Origin of the sequence: Halorussus vallis (genome assembly GCF_024138165.1) — an archaeon.
Taxonomy (GTDB): Archaea; Halobacteriota; Halobacteria; order Halobacteriales; family Haladaptataceae; genus Halorussus; species Halorussus vallis.
On the sequence record NZ_CP100000.1, the window covers coordinates 119,894 to 135,267 of the forward strand.

18 protein-coding genes are annotated in these 15,374 nt (G+C 66.4%); 11 read left to right on the top strand and 7 right to left on the bottom strand.

What is annotated here, in order from left to right; translation table 11 throughout:
* The first annotated feature begins 5 nt into the window (after positions 1 to 5).
* The 5 genes from NGM07_RS00785 (at position 6) to NGM07_RS00805 (ending at position 3,827) form a co-directional block, all read left to right on the top strand.
* On the top strand, positions 6 to 938 hold the full coding sequence (locus tag NGM07_RS00785; protein WP_253515207.1) for a carbohydrate ABC transporter permease: 933 nt from the start codon (positions 6 to 8) through the stop codon (positions 936 to 938).
* On the top strand, positions 935 to 1,855 hold the full coding sequence (locus tag NGM07_RS00790; RefSeq protein ID WP_253515209.1) for a carbohydrate ABC transporter permease: 921 nt from the start codon (positions 935 to 937) through the stop codon (positions 1,853 to 1,855). The genes NGM07_RS00785 and NGM07_RS00790 overlap by 4 nt, the downstream gene beginning before the upstream one ends.
* Positions 1,856 to 1,892: 37 nt before the next feature.
* A complete protein-coding gene (locus NGM07_RS00795; protein ID WP_253515211.1) occupies positions 1,893 to 3,029 on the top strand; it encodes an ABC transporter ATP-binding protein in 1,137 nt (378 codons plus the stop codon).
* On the top strand, positions 3,026 to 3,205 hold the full coding sequence (locus tag NGM07_RS00800; RefSeq protein WP_253515213.1) for a hypothetical protein: 180 nt from the start codon (positions 3,026 to 3,028) through the stop codon (positions 3,203 to 3,205). The genes NGM07_RS00795 and NGM07_RS00800 overlap by 4 nt, the downstream gene beginning before the upstream one ends.
* A 91-nt stretch (positions 3,206 to 3,296) precedes the next feature.
* Positions 3,297 to 3,827 carry an SRPBCC family protein gene (locus tag NGM07_RS00805; protein ID WP_253515215.1) on the top strand — a complete coding sequence of 177 codons (531 nt, stop codon included), beginning with the start codon at positions 3,297 to 3,299 and terminating at the stop codon, positions 3,825 to 3,827.
* Here NGM07_RS00805 and NGM07_RS00810 read toward each other — a convergent pair.
* Complete coding sequence (locus tag NGM07_RS00810) at positions 3,798 to 5,039, bottom strand: tripartite tricarboxylate transporter permease (RefSeq protein ID WP_253515217.1); 1,242 nt, start codon at positions 5,037 to 5,039, stop codon at positions 3,798 to 3,800. The genes NGM07_RS00805 and NGM07_RS00810 overlap by 30 nt on opposite strands.
* A 163-nt stretch (positions 5,040 to 5,202) precedes the next feature.
* Here NGM07_RS00810 and NGM07_RS00815 point away from each other — a divergent pair, with 163 nt between their 5' ends.
* Positions 5,203 to 6,297 (top strand): ATP-binding protein, encoded by a 1,095-nt coding sequence (locus tag NGM07_RS00815; protein WP_253515219.1) that lies wholly within the window; start codon positions 5,203 to 5,205, stop codon positions 6,295 to 6,297.
* A gap of 118 nt (positions 6,298 to 6,415) precedes the next feature.
* A complete protein-coding gene (locus NGM07_RS00820) occupies positions 6,416 to 7,204 on the top strand; it encodes a PepSY domain-containing protein (RefSeq protein ID WP_253515221.1) in 789 nt (262 codons plus the stop codon).
* Positions 7,205 to 7,434: 230 nt separating this feature from the next.
* Here NGM07_RS00820 and rpl12p read toward each other — a convergent pair whose 3' ends face one another.
* From rpl12p to NGM07_RS00835, 3 genes are read right to left on the bottom strand one after another with little or no spacing between them, the layout of a single operon-like run.
* On the bottom strand, positions 7,435 to 7,773 hold the full coding sequence (gene rpl12p / locus NGM07_RS00825) for a 50S ribosomal protein P1 (protein ID WP_253515223.1): 339 nt from the start codon (positions 7,771 to 7,773) through the stop codon (positions 7,435 to 7,437).
* 24 nt (positions 7,774 to 7,797) lie between these two features.
* The gene (locus NGM07_RS00830; protein WP_253515225.1) at positions 7,798 to 8,838 is read right to left on the bottom strand and encodes a 50S ribosomal protein L10; all 1,041 of its coding nucleotides are present in this window, start codon (positions 8,836 to 8,838) and stop codon (positions 7,798 to 7,800) included.
* A 1-nt stretch (position 8,839) separates the two neighbouring features.
* The gene (locus NGM07_RS00835; protein WP_253515227.1) at positions 8,840 to 9,478 is read right to left on the bottom strand and encodes a 50S ribosomal protein L1; all 639 of its coding nucleotides are present in this window, start codon (positions 9,476 to 9,478) and stop codon (positions 8,840 to 8,842) included.
* 265 nt (positions 9,479 to 9,743) lie between these two features.
* On the opposite strand from NGM07_RS00835, the gene NGM07_RS00840 reads away from it, so the two are divergent.
* Positions 9,744 to 10,478 (top strand): hypothetical protein, encoded by a 735-nt coding sequence (locus tag NGM07_RS00840; RefSeq protein WP_253515239.1) that lies wholly within the window; start codon positions 9,744 to 9,746, stop codon positions 10,476 to 10,478.
* A gap of 229 nt (positions 10,479 to 10,707) precedes the next feature.
* Here the strand turns inward: NGM07_RS00840 and NGM07_RS00845 are convergent, their stop codons facing one another.
* The gene (locus tag NGM07_RS00845; RefSeq protein ID WP_253515240.1) at positions 10,708 to 11,199 is read right to left on the bottom strand and encodes a 50S ribosomal protein L11; all 492 of its coding nucleotides are present in this window, start codon (positions 11,197 to 11,199) and stop codon (positions 10,708 to 10,710) included.
* Positions 11,200 to 11,325: 126 nt separating this feature from the next.
* Positions 11,326 to 11,529 (bottom strand): VNG_1110C family protein, encoded by a 204-nt coding sequence (locus NGM07_RS00850; RefSeq protein ID WP_253515241.1) that lies wholly within the window; start codon positions 11,527 to 11,529, stop codon positions 11,326 to 11,328.
* Between the two features lie 173 nt (positions 11,530 to 11,702).
* On the opposite strand from NGM07_RS00850, the gene NGM07_RS00855 reads away from it, so the two are divergent.
* Together NGM07_RS00855 and NGM07_RS00860 are read left to right on the top strand one after the other, a co-directional pair.
* Entirely contained in the window at positions 11,703 to 12,812 is a 1,110-nt protein-coding gene (locus NGM07_RS00855) for an OBG GTPase family GTP-binding protein (protein WP_253515248.1), read from the top strand.
* Positions 12,813 to 12,816: 4 nt separating this feature from the next.
* Positions 12,817 to 13,275, top strand: coding sequence for a TIGR04206 family protein (locus NGM07_RS00860; protein ID WP_253515250.1), 459 nt, complete (start codon positions 12,817 to 12,819; stop codon positions 13,273 to 13,275).
* A 521-nt stretch (positions 13,276 to 13,796) separates the two neighbouring features.
* On the opposite strand, the gene NGM07_RS00865 is transcribed toward NGM07_RS00860, so the two are convergent.
* Complete coding sequence (locus NGM07_RS00865; protein ID WP_253515252.1) at positions 13,797 to 14,237, bottom strand: hypothetical protein; 441 nt, start codon at positions 14,235 to 14,237, stop codon at positions 13,797 to 13,799.
* A 171-nt stretch (positions 14,238 to 14,408) separates the two neighbouring features.
* On the opposite strand from NGM07_RS00865, the gene NGM07_RS00870 reads away from it, so the two are divergent.
* Positions 14,409 to 15,170, top strand: coding sequence for a VOC family protein (locus NGM07_RS00870; RefSeq protein ID WP_253515255.1), 762 nt, complete (start codon positions 14,409 to 14,411; stop codon positions 15,168 to 15,170).
* The last annotated feature ends 204 nt before the right edge of the window (positions 15,171 to 15,374 follow it).

Below are 15,374 nucleotides of genomic sequence, written 5' to 3' on the forward strand. Positions count from 1 at the left end.
CGTCCATGTCCACCTCGACGGATTCGTTGCGCCGAACGCTCGACCGGCTGTTCGTCCCGCTGACGGTCGGGCCGACGCTGCTGTGGATAGCCGGCATCATCGTCTACCCGACGGCTCAGCTGTTCTGGTCCAGCCTGTTCTGGACCAACCCCATCACGGGCGCCAGGGAGTTCGTCGGCCTCCGGAACTTCAAGGACCTGCTGGTGGGCGACGCCGGGGGCTGGCTCGGCGTGGTGAATCCGACGTTCGTGAACTTCACGTGGAACACCATCGTCTACGTCGGGTTCAGCGTCACCATCTCGTTCCTGCTCGGCCTCGGCGTCGCGCTCCTGCTGAACAAGGACCTCGCGGGTCGGGGGTGGCTCAGAACCGCGGTGATCGTGCCGTGGATTCTGCCGTACGTGATGAGCGGGCTGATGTGGCGCTGGATGTTCCAGGCCCAGTACGGTGCGATAAACGGCGTGCTCGCCCAGTCGGGGCTGATAGAGAGCAAGATCGCGTTCCTCTCGGACGGGACGCTCGCGATGATGGCGCTCATCATCGCCGACGTGTGGGTGTTCACGCCGTTCATCATCATCATCCTGCTGGCGGGCCTGCAGAACGTGCCCGAGCAGTTGTACGACGCCGCCGAGGTCGACGGTGCGAGCCGATGGTCGCGGTTCCGGAACGTCACGTACCCGTTCCTGAAACCGTCGATTCTGGTCGCGCTGACCATCCGCATCATCTTCGATATCCGCGCGCTCGACCTCGTCTGGGTCATGACCCAGGGCGGACCGGGTAAAGCGACCGAGGTGTGGGCCTCCTGGCTGTATCGAACCGCGATGGTGTTCGGCCGACCCGGCGAGGGCGCCGCGCTCGGCGTGGTGCTGCTGGCGGTGACGTTCGCCATCGTCGCGGTGCTGTACAAGGTATTCGGCGAAACCCCCTACGCAACATGAGCACCGAAACGTCCTACTTCGACCGAATCGTCGACGGGTTCGGCCTCGACACCGACAACGAGTGGCCGAGCGTGGTCCGCGAGCGCCTGGTGGCCTACGGCTTGCTGGGGGTGTACGTGTTCGTGGTGTGGTTCCCGATCTACTACATCCTCATCACGAGCATCCAGCCGGCGTCGGAGGTGCTCTCGCTCCCGATCAACTTCATCCCGCAGCAGATCACGGCGAGCAACTACGTCGACATCTTCGCCAACCGGCCGTTCGAACTGTACACGTTCAACAGCCTGGTGGTCGCGAGCGTCACGACGCTCATCTGCGTCACCCTCGGGACCGTGACCGGCTACACGTTCTCCCGCCACGACTTCCTGGGGAACAAGGCGCTGTTGCTCTCGATCGTCGGCGCGCGGATGATTCCGCCCATCGCGCTCATCGTGCCGTTCTTCTCGATCATGAGCAACCCGCCGCTCATCGGCTGGCTGACCGGGAGTCTGTACGACACGAAGATCGCACTGATCCTGACGTACACGTTCTTCAACCTCCCGTTCGCGGTGTGGATAATGAAGAACTACTTCGACGGCGTGCCCGAGAGCCTCGACGAGCAGGCCCAGGTCGACGGCTGTTCGCAGTGGGAGGGGTTCGTGAAGGTCATCCTCCCGGTCGCCAAGCCCGGCATTGCCGCCACCGCCATCCTGGCGTTCATCTTCTCGTGGAACGAGTTCGTGTTCGCGCTCGTGCTCACGTCCTCCGAGCAGGCCCAGACGTTACCGATCGCGGTGTCGCTGTTCGTGGCCGACGACTTCGTCGACTGGGCCCACCTGGCGGCCGGCGGGATGATCGCGGCGCTGCCGGGCATCCTGTTCGGCCTGTTCTTCCAGCGCTACATCGTCAGCGGACTCACTCAAGGAGCTGTCAAGGAATGACGAACGAAACGATTCACCGCCGACGGAGGTACGGGCGATGGCGCAAGTAAGGCTCGACGATCTGGTCAAGGAGTTCGAGGACGTGGTCGCGGTCGACCACGTCTCGCTCGACATCCCCGACGAGAGCTTCACGGTGCTGGTCGGACCGTCGGGCTGTGGCAAGACCACCACCCTGCGACTGGTGGCGGGGCTCGAACGCGCGACCGACGGCACCATCTCGATCGGCGACGAGGTGGTCAACGACCGGCGGGCGTACGAGCGCAACATCGCGATGGTGTTCCAGAACTATGCACTGTACCCCCACAAGACGGTCGAGGAGAACATGCGCTTCGGCCTCGAACAGCAAGGCACCGACGAGGACGTCATCGAGGAGCGGGTGGCCGACGCGGCCGAACTCCTCCAGATAGAGGAGTTGCTCGACCGGCGACCCTCGGAACTCTCGGGCGGTCAACAACAGCGGGTCGCGCTCGGCCGCGCCATCGTCCGGGACCCCGACGTGTTCCTGATGGACGAACCGCTGAGCAATCTGGACGCCAAACTTCGTGTCCAGATGCGCGCCGAACTCAACAAACTCCACGACGAACTCGACACTACGACGGTGTACGTCACGCACGACCAGATCGAGGCGATGACGCTGGCCGACCAGATCGCGGTGATGGACGCCGGGGAGATACAGCAGGTCGGCCCGCCCACGTTCGTCTACGCGAATCCCCGGAACATGTTCGTCGCCGACTTCCTCGGCAGTCCCTCGATGAACTTCCTCGAAGGCAAGTTGCGGCGAGGCGAATCCGGCCTCGTCATCGACTACGGCACCTTCGAACACGACGTCCCGGAGGCCCACCGCTCGGCGGTCGAGGGTCACATCGGCGAGTCGCTCACCCTCGGCGTCCGGCCCGAGAACGTCTCGGTCGCACGGACGGGGTATCCCGCGACCGTCGAGGTGGTCGAACCCCAGGGCGAGAAGACCGTCCTCGAACTCACGCTGGGCGAGGACCGCTCGCTGAACGCCTCGGTCGAACCTGACGTGGACGTGAGCGTCGGCGAGGAGATCGGCGTGGAGTTCGACCGGTCGAAGCTCCACTACTTCGACCCGGACACCGGCGAGTCGCTGACGTTCTCCGAACGGGCGGTCGACACGACCGACGCGACCGACCCGATGGCGACCGAGCGATGAGGACGAGCGCGTTCGTCCGGCGACTCCGAACCGGCGCGTCGCCGCTGCTGGTCCTGGCGGTCGCGCTCGCTGCGGTCGCCGCGTACGGCTACCTCCGGGGCGCGTACGCCATCGCCATCCCGGTCGGCGTCGGCGCGATACTGGCGAGCCTATTCGTCCTGCTGACCCGCGAGTGACGCGGTTTCGACTCCGGCCCGACCCCGGCGGCGCGCCGCCGGGGTCGGGCCACCGCAAGGATTGACCCGCTGGAAGCCGAACCTTCGGTCGATGCCGACGTACCAGCGCGAGACGCGAGTCCGCGCGCCGCTCGACGACGTGGTGGCGTTCCACGCCCGAATCGAGGGCCTAGAGGCGGTCACGCCCGCGTGGCTGAACCTGCGCGTCGAGGCGGTGCGCGGTCCCGCGGGGGAAGCCGACCCCGAAACGTTGGAGGTCGGAGCCGAAGTTCGACTCTCCCTCCGACCGTTCGGCGTCGGTCCCCGCCAACGGTGGGTGTCGCGAATCACCCGCCGCGAGGAGGGCGACGGGTCGGCCGTCCTGGAGGACGCGATGGTCGACGGTCCGTTTCCGACGTGGCGACATTCCCACCAGTTCTACGCCGTCTCCACCGACGAAACCGTCGTCAGAGACCGCGTGGAGTACGAACTCCCGGTGGTCGGCGGGTCACTCGGACCGCTCGGGTGGCTCGGCTTCGAACCGATGTTCCGCGAGCGCCACCGCCGGACGAGGCGAATCCTGGAGGGCGACGAGCGGGACGCCGCCGGTGGCTCACGCGCCGACTATCAGCGGTCCGAGTAACACCCCCATCAGGTGGACGCGGCGCGCGCCGAACTGCGCGGGGACGAGGCCGACCAGCGCCGCGACGCCGAAGACGGCGACGCCGACGACCCCGGCGAACAGCCAGCTTACTCCGACCAACAGACAGAGGACGCCGACCGACAGCCGTCGGTTGTCCAGCGCCCCGACGGTCCGGAGGTAGCGGTCGCCGACGCCGACCACGAGCAGGAACCCCGCCACGCCGGCGAGCGCGGTGCTGGCGAGCAACAGCGGGAGGGCCACGGGTGCGCCCGCTTCCTGCAATGCGACCATCACGCCGGTCCGGGGCGTTCCCAGCGTCGCGAGCGCGAACAGCGCGAAGACGGTGTTGGCGGTGTTGACGCCGCTCGTCGCGACGACGAAGCCCCGCGTGTCGGTGTCGCTCGGCACGAGGACGAGCGCGAGTACCGCCGCGATGGCGCCCGAGACGCCCGGCAGGTAGCCCACGACCGCTCCGGCGAGCGCGCCGGCGAAGGCGGTAACCGCGACGGTGCGGGGGTGCGACGCTATCGTCGGGTCGTCCTGGCGCGGAACGCCCGCACCGCCGAGCGCTTCGATGAGAACGGGCGCGCCGAACAGGCCGGCGAACAGCGGGGTGAGCATCCCGCCCGCGTCGAGCGGCGCGACCGGGGTCAGGTCCAGCGTCGCGTGGCCGAGCGCTGCGCTTCCCAGGAATCCGGCCGCGCCACCGAGGGCGCTCCGGCACGTCCCCTCCGTGAGCAGGAGGAAAGCCACCACGCCGCCGAGGACGAGCGGGAGGTGGGCGCGCAGGACGGGGTAGGCGGTCGTCATCGCGCGGGTAACCGGCACCGCCAGCGGGACGGCGAAACAGACCGCGAGTCCGCTTCCGAGCGCCGAGAGTCGAACCGCCTCCCGGCCGCGCCCGGCGAGGACGAGTCGGTGGCCGGGGAGCGCGGCCGCGGCCATCGCCGGGTCGGGGACGCCGAGCGCGAGCGACGGCACCACGTCCAGAAACGAGTGGACGACGCCAGCGGCGAGCATCGCCGCGCCGACGAACCGGGGCGGGCCGGGCACCGCGGGTGCGGCGGCCGCCAGCAGCAACGCCAGGTTGTTGACGTGGAGGCCGGGGGTGAGTCCGCTGAGCGCGCCGAGGGCCACGCCGCCGAGGACGAACGCGAGCGCCGTCGCTGACGCCGCGGGTTCGAACGCGACTCGCACACCGAGCGCCTCCATCGACCCGGTTTGGTCCCGGTTTCGGACTTAAACGTTCGGCACGAGTCGTCGGTCTGCGGACCGCGATGCTGTCGCAGCCGGCGACCGGCGACCGCCCGCGCCGACCGTGCGGCGTGGTGGCAATCCGAATCGTATACTACTTTCGAGCACGTCGGCTCTCGATATGGTTCGGTGGTCGCGTCCGCTCCCCACGAACGGAGGGGCACGCGCGATACTCGCGCTCGGCGGGGCGCTCTTGGCGTCCGCGGTCGGACGGGCGGCGTTCGCCGTCGCCGCCGGCCGGTCCCCCATCGGCGTGCTGATCAACTTCGTCCTCGTCGCCGTGCCGGGTGCGGCGATACTGTACGGCGGTTACAGACTCCCCCGGTCCGGACTCGACCCCGACGTCTACCCCCGAATCGTCGGCTGGTGTTTCGGCGGGTTCGCGTCGCTGCTGGCGGTCGTCGGACTGCTCGTCGCCCATCCCGACGTGGACGTCAGCCAACTGTTCTGGTCGGCCACGCTCGCGTCGGCCATCGGCGCGCTCGGCGGCCTCGCCATCGGGACGAACGAGGCGAGGGCCGTCAGCCGCGCACGGGAGGCCGAACGCCACGAGCGGAAACTCCAGCGCCAGAACGAACGCCTCGAATCGTTCGCCGGCATGCTCGCCCACGAACTCCGGAATCCGCTCTCCATCGCCCAGATATACCTCCAGTTCGCCGCCGACGGCGACGAGGAGGCGGCCGAGGAGGTCGAGACCGCGCTCTCGCGCATCGAGGAGATGATCGACGTCCTGCTCATCACCGCCCGGAACGCAGACGCCCACGTCGAACGGGAGGCGAGCGCCCTCGCCGACATCGCCGCCGAGGCGTGGGACGAGGTCGCCCCCGAGTCGGCGACCCTCGTCGTCGAGTCGAAGCCGGTGGTCCACACCGACCCGGTCCACCTCCGGCACCTGCTGGAGAACGTCTTCCGGAACGCCGTGGAGCACGGCGGTTCCGGCGTGACAGTCAGAATCGGTCGCCTGCCGACCGGGTTCTACGTGGCCGACGACGGGCAGGGGATTCCGGCCGACCAGCGCGGTCGGGTGTTCGACGCGGGCTACACGACGGAGGCGAGGGGTATCGGCCTCGGCCTCACCTTCGTCGCCCGACTCGTCGAAACCTACGACTGGAACTGCGAAGTGACCGAGAGCGAGGCGGGCGGCGCGCGCTTCGAGTTCACCGAAACCGAGGTCGTCACCCGCGACGATGGGCGCGTGCGCGAGTCGGTCGAGTGAGGCGGTCTGGTGCGCGCCGAACGCCCGAACGGCGGCGAGTCGGTCGCGTCCTCGGAAACGGTCGTTTCGACCGGCCACAACGGCTTTGCTGACTTGAACTGTGGTCGTTGTGGGGGAAATGATGACACAACAACAAGTACTGGCTCTCGTACTGGGGGGAATCGTGGCGGTCAGCTTCGCCGGCGGCGCGGTGTTCGGTGTTGCAGCGACCGCCTCCGGCGATAGACACTCCGTAGTCGGGTCTGACGACTCGGCGGCTATCCAAGACGGGACGACGAACCAGACGACGCAGGGGACCCAGACCACGCAAGCGGGACAGGCGACCACGACGACGCAGGCGGGTCAAGTGAACCGGACGGTTCCGATAACGGCGGCGTTGAACGCCGCGGCGAACGCGACGAACGGAACTCCGGTCGGTGGGTCGCTCGGACAGCAGGACGGCGGTCTCCTGGGTGACGGCGGTTCTCTCGTGTACACCGTCGACGTGCTCCTGGACAACGGGACGCACATCGAGGCCCAAGTCAACGCGACGAACGGGTCGGTCGTCCAGACCCAGCAGACCGAGGGATTCCTGCAAGGCATCTTCGGACAGGACAACGTCCCCGACGAACCGCTCAACCTGAGCTCGTACTACAACGCGAGCGAGGCGGTTCAGCTCGTCCAGAACCAGTCGAACGTCGACGGGACGGTCACACAGGTCAACCTGAACTCCAGAGACGGCGACCTCGTCTACGAGGTGCAGGTGAACGCAACCGGCGGACAGCAGACCACCTACGTCGTCGACGCCCGTAGAGACGGCCAGGGAATCATCCGACCGCCGGGCGGAACCACCGGCACCGCCACGACGACCGGCGCCGGAACGGCCACGACGACCGCCGCGCGCACCACCGCTGCGACCGGGGGTTGAGAGGCCACCGAAACCGTCGAGGTCACCGAAACCGTCGGGGCCGTTCGAACGCGCGAGACGGACTGGACCGGCCATGTTCGCGTACTGCGGAATCGATACTTTTCGTCTCCGTCGGATAGTTCGTGTCTGACTTCCGGCGTTCGCCAGACGACTCCCCGAATCGAGTCACGCCGTAGCCGTCGCTGACCGACTTGCGTCCGAAAGAAAATCGACTCGAGTGGAGTGCGGATTTAACCGAAGAGTTCGCCGAGGCCCTCGCCGCTGGCCTCGTCGTCCTCGTCTTCTTCTTCTTCCTCGGCGGCCTCTTCCTCTTCGGCTTCCTCTTCGCCGCCTTCCTCGGCAGCGCCACCCTCGGCGGCCGCGCCGCCCGCAGCGGCACCGCCCGCGGGGACGGCCGCGGCCTGTTCGACGGCCTCGTCGATGTCGACGTCCTCCAGCGCGGCGACGAGCGCCTTGACGCGGGATTCCTCGACGTCGACGCCGGCGGCGTCGAGCACGTTGGTGAGGTTGTCTTCGTTGATCTCTTCGCCCGATTCGTTCAGGATGAGTGCGGCGTAAACGTATTCCATTGGTAGCAGTTTGTGAGTTGGTGGTTATCCGAACATCGCGCCGAGGCCCTCGGCACCGCCGTCGTCGTCGTCTTCGTCGTCATCGTCGTCTTCGGCTTCGGCCTCGTCGGCTTCGGATTCGGTGTCTTCGTCGGTCGGTTCGTCCTCGGCGCCGCCCGCGGCCGGAGCCTCGATGTCACGAAGTTCCTCGGGCAGCGCCTCCTCGTCGTCGATCTGCGCGGCGAGCGCGCGGACCTGCGCGTCGGCCTTGCTCACAAGGTCGTCGGCGAGGTCCGGGCTCTCGATGGCCGCGGACAGGCCGAGACTCTTGGCCTCGCCGGTCGCCTTCTGGAGAAGGGTCGGCGTGGTCTGGGCGGTCGGGAAGACCGCGTTGACCGAGAGGTTGCGCGCGCGGGCCGCGGCGGCCTCGACGTCGGCGCGGTACTCCTCGACGTCGATGGCCAGTTCGTCGGCCTCGAAGAGGACGCCGTCGGAGTAGACGCCCTTGAGGTCAAGGCCCACTTCCTTGGGCTCCACGCCGAGTTCCGCTAGAACGTTCGCGACGTCGGCGGAAACCTCCTCGCCTTCCTCGGCGACGAGGCTGTCCTCGGTCACTTGGATGGAGCCTTCCATGATGCGGGCCTGCGCTCCGATGCTCTGGAGTTCGCCCACGAACGGACCCGGGTCGACGCCCGTGTCACCCTCGGGGATAACGATGTCGTTGGGCGCGATCTCCCCCTCGCTGATGGGGGCCGGGCTCTTGGACTCCTCGAGCTGTTTGTACAGTCCGAAGGGGTTGTCGTTCGTGCCGATGAGGCCGACTTCGCCTTCGACGTACTGGGTCAGCTCCTCGACGCCCTCGTCGACTTCTTCGAGGGCGCGGTGGAGGAGCGTGTTCCGGCTGATCCGGAGTTCGGCGCTCCCGTGGAGGTTGCGACGCATCGTCTGGAGCTGGCGCGACGGGATGCCCGTCACGTTGACGATGCCGACGCTGCTGTAACCGCTGATGAGGTCGACCAGTTCGTCGACCTCCTCTTGCTTCCACTGGGGAATCGTTTCGGTCTTGCGTTCGGCTTCTGCCGACATGTTAGGCTACCTCCACGGACGGTCCCATTGTCGTCTTGACGTAGACGCTGTCGACGTTGAGCGGCCCCTTCTCGAGGTTCGCTTCGAGACGACGGAGGATGACGTCGATGTTGTCGGCGATCTCCTCCGCGCTCATGTCTTCGGCGCCGACGCGAGTGTGGAAGGTCCGCCGGTCGCCGCTCCGAAGCTGGACCGTGTTCTTCATCCGGTTGACGGTCTCGACGACGTCGTCGTCGGGCTGGAGCGGTTCGGGCATCTTCCCGCGAGGGCCGAGGATGGTACCGAGATACCGACCGATGTCTTGCATCATCGACGCTTCGGCGATGAAGAAGTCGGTATCGTCGGCCAGGTCCTTGGCCTCGTCGTCGTCGTCCCCGAGGTCTTCGAGGGCGTCGCCGTCGAAGACTTCGTCGGCGACTTCTTCGGCGCGCAGGGCGGTTTCGCCCTCCGCGAACACGACGATCTTCGTCTCCTGGCCGGTGCCGGCCGGGAGAACGACACTCTCGTCTACACGATTCGACGGTTCGTTAAGATCTAGATCGCGCAAATTGATCGCGAGGTCCACCGTTTCGCGGAAGTTCCGCTCAGGGGAGTCCTCGAGTGCGCTGGATACTGCTTGCTCTATCTCCTGATCTGCCATTGTTCACCTCCGTAGTACGCAGGATGCTCCTACGGGTCAGTGAAACAGGCTACGCCTGTCTCGTCCGAAACGACGGCCATGCCAAACTTAAACCCGTCGAAGCAGTACGAGTCCGGCGACAGGTCGCCCGAATCGGGCGTTCGCGACCGGGCGTCACTCAGCCGTCGCGTCGCTCCGGCGGTCCGTCGCCGCCATCTCGAATGTCGCTCGCGGCGTGACGTGGCCGTAACCCGTTTTGACGGATGTGCCGAAACGACGGGTATCCGTGGCAACTTCGTTTCCCCTGGTCGTCGCCGCGTCGGGTCTGGCGCTGGCCGCCGTTCACGCGGCCGCGGGAAGGCTCCGGTTCCGGACCATCCCGCGTAGCTACTGGCTCTCCGGAGCGGGCGGCGTCTCGGTCGCGTACGTGTTCATCCACATCCTTCCCGAACTCGACGCGGGTCAGGCGGCCATCGAAGCGTCCGTGCTCGGCTTCCTCGAACACCACGTCTACCTCCTCGCGCTGTCGGGGTTCGCGCTGTACTACGGCGTCGAACGCCTCGCACAGCGGTCGACCGACGACGGGGAGGGCGGCGAGCGCCCGGACCTCGAAGAATCCGACGGCGTCTTCTGGGTGCACGTCGGGTCGTTCGCGGCGTACAACCTCATCATCGGCTACCTGCTGGTCCACCGCGAGCGCCCGGGCCTGGACAGCCTCCTCTTCTACGCCTTCGCGGTCGGACTCCACTTCCTGGTCAACGACCACGGCCTCCGCGAGCACCACCACGACGCCTACGACCGGGTCGGTCGGTGGGTTCTGGCGGCGGCCGTCCTGACGGGGGTCGGCGTAGGACTGTTGACCTCCGTCGGGGAGCCGCTGGTGATGTCGCTGTTCGCGTTCCTCGCCGGCGGTATCATCCTCAACGTCATCAAGGAGGAACTCCCCAAGGAGCGCCGGAGCAACTTCTGGGCGTTCGGCGTCGGCACGGCGGGGTACGCCGCGCTGTTGCTGTTGGTGTAGGTTCCGCTCGCGACCGCCGACGCCTGCAGGCGTCGGCGGTCGCGTCGGTTCGGTCAGGTGGTCGCGTCGGTTCGGTCCGATTCGGCCGACTCACGCGCACGCGCTAGAAACAGCAAGCAGGTGTCCCGTCGGAGTACAGCCAATCGGTACGCCTACTCGGAGTTCGAGCGGTCGCTCACACCGAGCGATGCCGCTGTCGGTCGTGGAAAGCAGTGAGAGAAAATCGCGTTCAGGCCGCCGCTTCTTCTTCGCCGAGCACGTCGTCGTACTCGCCGGCATCGACCTTTTCCTTGAACTCGCGAGCGTCGACACCTTCGATGGTGACGCCGAGCGAGGCGCAGGTGCCGACGACTTCCTTCGCGGCGTTGCGCGTGTCGTAGGCGAGCAGGTCGGGGGCCTTCTGCTCTGCGATGGTCTTCACTTGTTCGATGGAGAGGTCGGCGACGAAATCCTTCTGGGGTTCGCCGCTCCCGGTGTCGAAACCGGCCTCGTCCTTGATGAGCGCCGCCGTCGGCGGCACGCCAACTTCGATCTCGTAGCTCCCGTCCTCTTCGACGGTGATGGTCACGGGGACCTCGGTGCCGTCGAAGGCTTCGGTCTGCTCGTTGATGTCATTGACGACCTCCTGCACGTTGACCGGGGTCGGTCCCAGTTCCGGACCGAGTGGCGGGCCGGGGTTGGCCTGACCGCCGGGTACGAGCACTTCTATCGTCTCAGCCATACCTAAACGAACCCCCGCGTCGGTTTTAAGGCTTGCTAAGTCGCCCGCCGGCGTGCGAGGGCGTCTCGGTGTTCGATGACGCCCACCGCTCGGACCGGAGCGGACCCGCTCGGGGAGAGGACTCGCTCAGGGAAGGCTCACGCCGCGGCGCGCGAGGAAGTCGCTGGCGGCCTTGATCTCGACCGGACTGCCGATGATGCGGACGTGGTCCTCGTCCATCCCGAAAATCGTCAGCGTGAACTCGGCTTCGAGTTCGTCGCGGACCTCCTCTAGTTCGTCCACCGGGAGGACGATCTGCGTGCTGTCTCTGAGTTTCGAGGGGTCCGGCATCCGTCTGGTTTATCCGTGCCGATTACCCGCACATTAACGTATCGAAGTCGTTCCCCGGGCGTTCCCGGCGGTAGCGGCCGCGAACGGACGTTCGAAGGCGTCCGGCGACTCCTGGGTGACGCGGCGATGGGCAACGAAAGGGTTTTTCGGCGCGCACGCCCCACGAACGGGTAATGGGACTGGAGGAAGAAATCGAGGACCTCCGCGAGGAGATAGCCAACACGCCCTACAACAAGTCCACCGAGAGTCACATCGGACGGCTGAAGGCCAAGCTCGCGGAGAAGAAGGAGAAACTCGAGAACCAGTCCTCGGCCGGCGGCGGCGAAGGCTACCACGTCGAGAAGTCCGGCGACGCCACCGTCGCGTTCGTCGGCTTCCCGAGCGTGGGGAAGTCGACCCTGCTCAACTCGCTCACCGCGGCCGAGAGCGAGGTCGGCGCCTACGAGTTCACCACGCTGAACGTCAACCCGGGGATGCTCCAGTACAACGGCGCGAACATCCAGTTGCTCGACGTCCCGGGGCTCATCGAGGGCGCGGCCCAGGGCCGGGGCGGCGGTCAGGAAGTCCTGTCGGTCGTGCGCGCGGCCGACCTCGTGGTGTTCGTGCTCTCGGTGTTCGAGATCGAGCAGTACGACCGCCTCCGCAAGGAACTCTACGAGAACAAGATTCGCCTCGACCAGACGCCCCCGAGCGTCAAGATTGCGAAGAAGGGCAAGGGCGGCATCCGGGTCACCTCCAGCGTCGACCTCGAACTCTCCGAGGACGTCGTCAAGGAGGTCCTCCGGGAGTACGGCTACGTCAACGCCGACGTGACCATCCGCGAACAACTGAACGTCGACCGCCTCGTCGACGGCGTGATGGACAACCGGGTCTACCTCCCTTCCATCGTCTCGGTCAACAAGGTCGACCTCATCGAACCCGACTACGTCGAGACGGTCAACGAGGACCTCCGCGAACACGGCATCGACCCCGAGGAGGCCATCTTCATCTCCGCCGAGAAGGAGAAGGGCCTGGAGTCGCTCAAGGAGACCATCTGGAAGGAACTCGGCCTGATGCGCATCTACATGGACAAACCCGGCCGCGGGGTCGACTACGAGGAACCGCTCATCCTCCAAAAGGGTAGCACCATCGAGGACGCTGCGGAGAAACTCGGCGGCGACCTCAAACAGCGGTTCCGCTTCGCCCGGGTGTCGGGGCCCAGCGCCAAGCACGACGAACAGCAGGTCGGCATGGGTCACGAACTCTCCGACGAGGACGTGCTCCGACTCGTCGTCCGGAAGTAACCCGATGGGCGACGCCCGGCGTCGAACTTCGATTTTCGCACTCCTCGCAACTCTCGCGCTACTCTTCGTCCCGTGGACTATTCTGGGCGGCCGGGACTTCGTGTTCCTCTGGGGATTGGCTACCCTCGACCCGGTCCACGTGACCACCATCACCGACTACCTGTTCGTCTACACCGCGGGGCTTCCCCGGCGACTGCTCGCGTGGCCGGTGAGTTCGTTGCTGTACCTGCTGGCCGTCGGGAGCGCCGCCGGCGGTTTGCTGGTCGGCCGAGAGGACCGCCGGGTCACCGCCGGACTGCTGGTGCTCTCGGGGGTGAGCCACCTCTGGTTCGCGCTCGGAATGGTCCGGCGGTCTACTCTGGTGGCGATTCCGCTCGGAACGGTGCTGGTCTGGGCGGTCGCGTGGTGGTTCTACTGGCCCGACCTCCGTGCGATGGTCGTTTTCGACGATTCGCGGGCGTGAGGGTTCCGGGTTTCGTGAAGGCGAGGAGTTCCGTCTCACGGACGACCACGACTGCATCTCGTACGAACCGCCGACCGCTACTTACACGGTACACCGAGTATCCTACGAGGAACTGTGCCGAGAGAACGACCGAACTGCAGACCGCCGCTCGCACGAATCAACTGAAGACCGCACCGCGACCGCCGTCGGACCGAAGGTCCGACGAGCCTGCACTCGCTTCGCTCGCGCAGACGCAGGCCACGTCCTCCCCAGACGACTGCGCGCGCCGGGGTGGCTACGTCGATGCGGGAACTGGCCTTCGGTTACGGTACGCGCTGGTACGACCTTCTGTCTCGCCCCCGCGCGTGCGAGGGGAAAACCTGAGCGACCGGAGTCTTCGTGAGCGGAGCGAACGAAGTCGTTCCAAAGGCGGTGTCTTTCGTGATGCGAAAGACGTGGCTCGATTGTGACGTGATTCATGCCGTTCTCCGTCTCTCGCCTCCTCTTGTCCTCTTCCGCCGCGGAGGAGTCTATTCTCCAACTTAGTCCACGACGTCCGCCGCCATGCTAATCTGTCCGAGTGTCCCCTCTTCGTTGACCTCGACGCCGTAGACGACCGGCGTTCCGTTCACGTCCGACGGGTACTCGAAGTCGAACCGGAGTTCCGAACCCCGAACCACGACGTCCAGGCCGTACGCCCCCTGTTCGTCCAGCACGCCGGAGAACGTCCGCGACTCGCCCGCTTCGAGGGAGACGGTCGCGGTCGCCTCGACTTCTCCGCCGCGTTCGGTCGTCTCGCTTTCGGTCGCTCCGTCTTCGGTTCGTTCACCTTCGGTCGTCTCGCTCGCACTGCCGAGGTACCGCAGGGTCCACCCGACGTCGTGCGGGAGCGAGTCGCTGTTCCGGAAGACGAGCGCTCTCGTCCCGACCTTCGCTTCGTCGTCGCTCCGAGATCGACTGCACCCGCTCAGGGACACGGCCATCAGGGCGCTCGTCGTCAGTAGCGTTCGTCTCCGCATTTCCCAAATATCCGCTCGAATCGGCGCGATATTTATCTTCCTGTCGAAGGTCGGAACTTTCACGGCGCCGTTCGCACCCTCCGCTTTCCGCGAACCGTAGCCTTTTCGCGCGCAATCACCAATAACGCGAACGCCATGAACGCGACGCTCGACCACGTGATGATGCGCGTAGAGGACCTCGAGGAAACCCTCGACTGGTATCAGGGCCACCTCGACTACGAGGAGAAGGGCCGCTGGGAGGCCGACACCTTCACGAACGTCTACCTCGGCCCAGAGGACCTCCACGAGGAGGGCGCGATGCTCGAAATCACGTACAATCACGACGACCGGAGCTACGAGATGGGCGACGCGTGGGGCCACATCGCCGTGCGCGTCGACGACGTCTACGACGCCTACGAGGAGTTGATGGACGAGGGCGTCGAGGACTACCGCGACCCCGACTCCTGCGGCGGAAGCTACGCCTTCGTCAAGGACCCCGACGGCCACGAGGTCGAGATCGTCGAGCGCGACCACGGTGCACGCTGGAGCCTCGACCACACGATGATCCGGGTCGAGGACGCCGACGAGGCGCTCGGGTGGTACACCCGAAAACTGGAGTACGAGCACACCGGCCGCTGGGAGTCCGACACCTTCGCCAACTACTTCATGAAACCCGAGGGCGCGGCCGACGAGGCGATGGCGGTCGAACTCACCTACAACTACGACGGTCGCGAGTACACGCTGGGCGACGCGTGGGGCCACCTCTGCATCCGCGCCGACGACCTCGACGAGGCCTGGGAGACGCTGATGGAGCGCGACGCCGAGGACTACCGCGACCCCGAATCCTGCGACCACCGCTACGCGTTCACAAAAGACATGGACGGCCACGAAATCGAGGTGCTCGTCCCCGACGAGTGAGGGGGGCGACGACCGAAACGGAGCGACGGAAGGAAATCGAACGACCGCCCGACCATTTCTCGCATCGTTCGACCGCGATTTCTCGACCGGTGATGGGACGTTTCGAGTTCGAGCGGACGCAGTAAGCTACCTTTCGGGGCACCGTTCCGAACGCGAAACCGAGTATACCGTCGTTTCAGGCCCTGAAACCCTGCGTTTCTACAC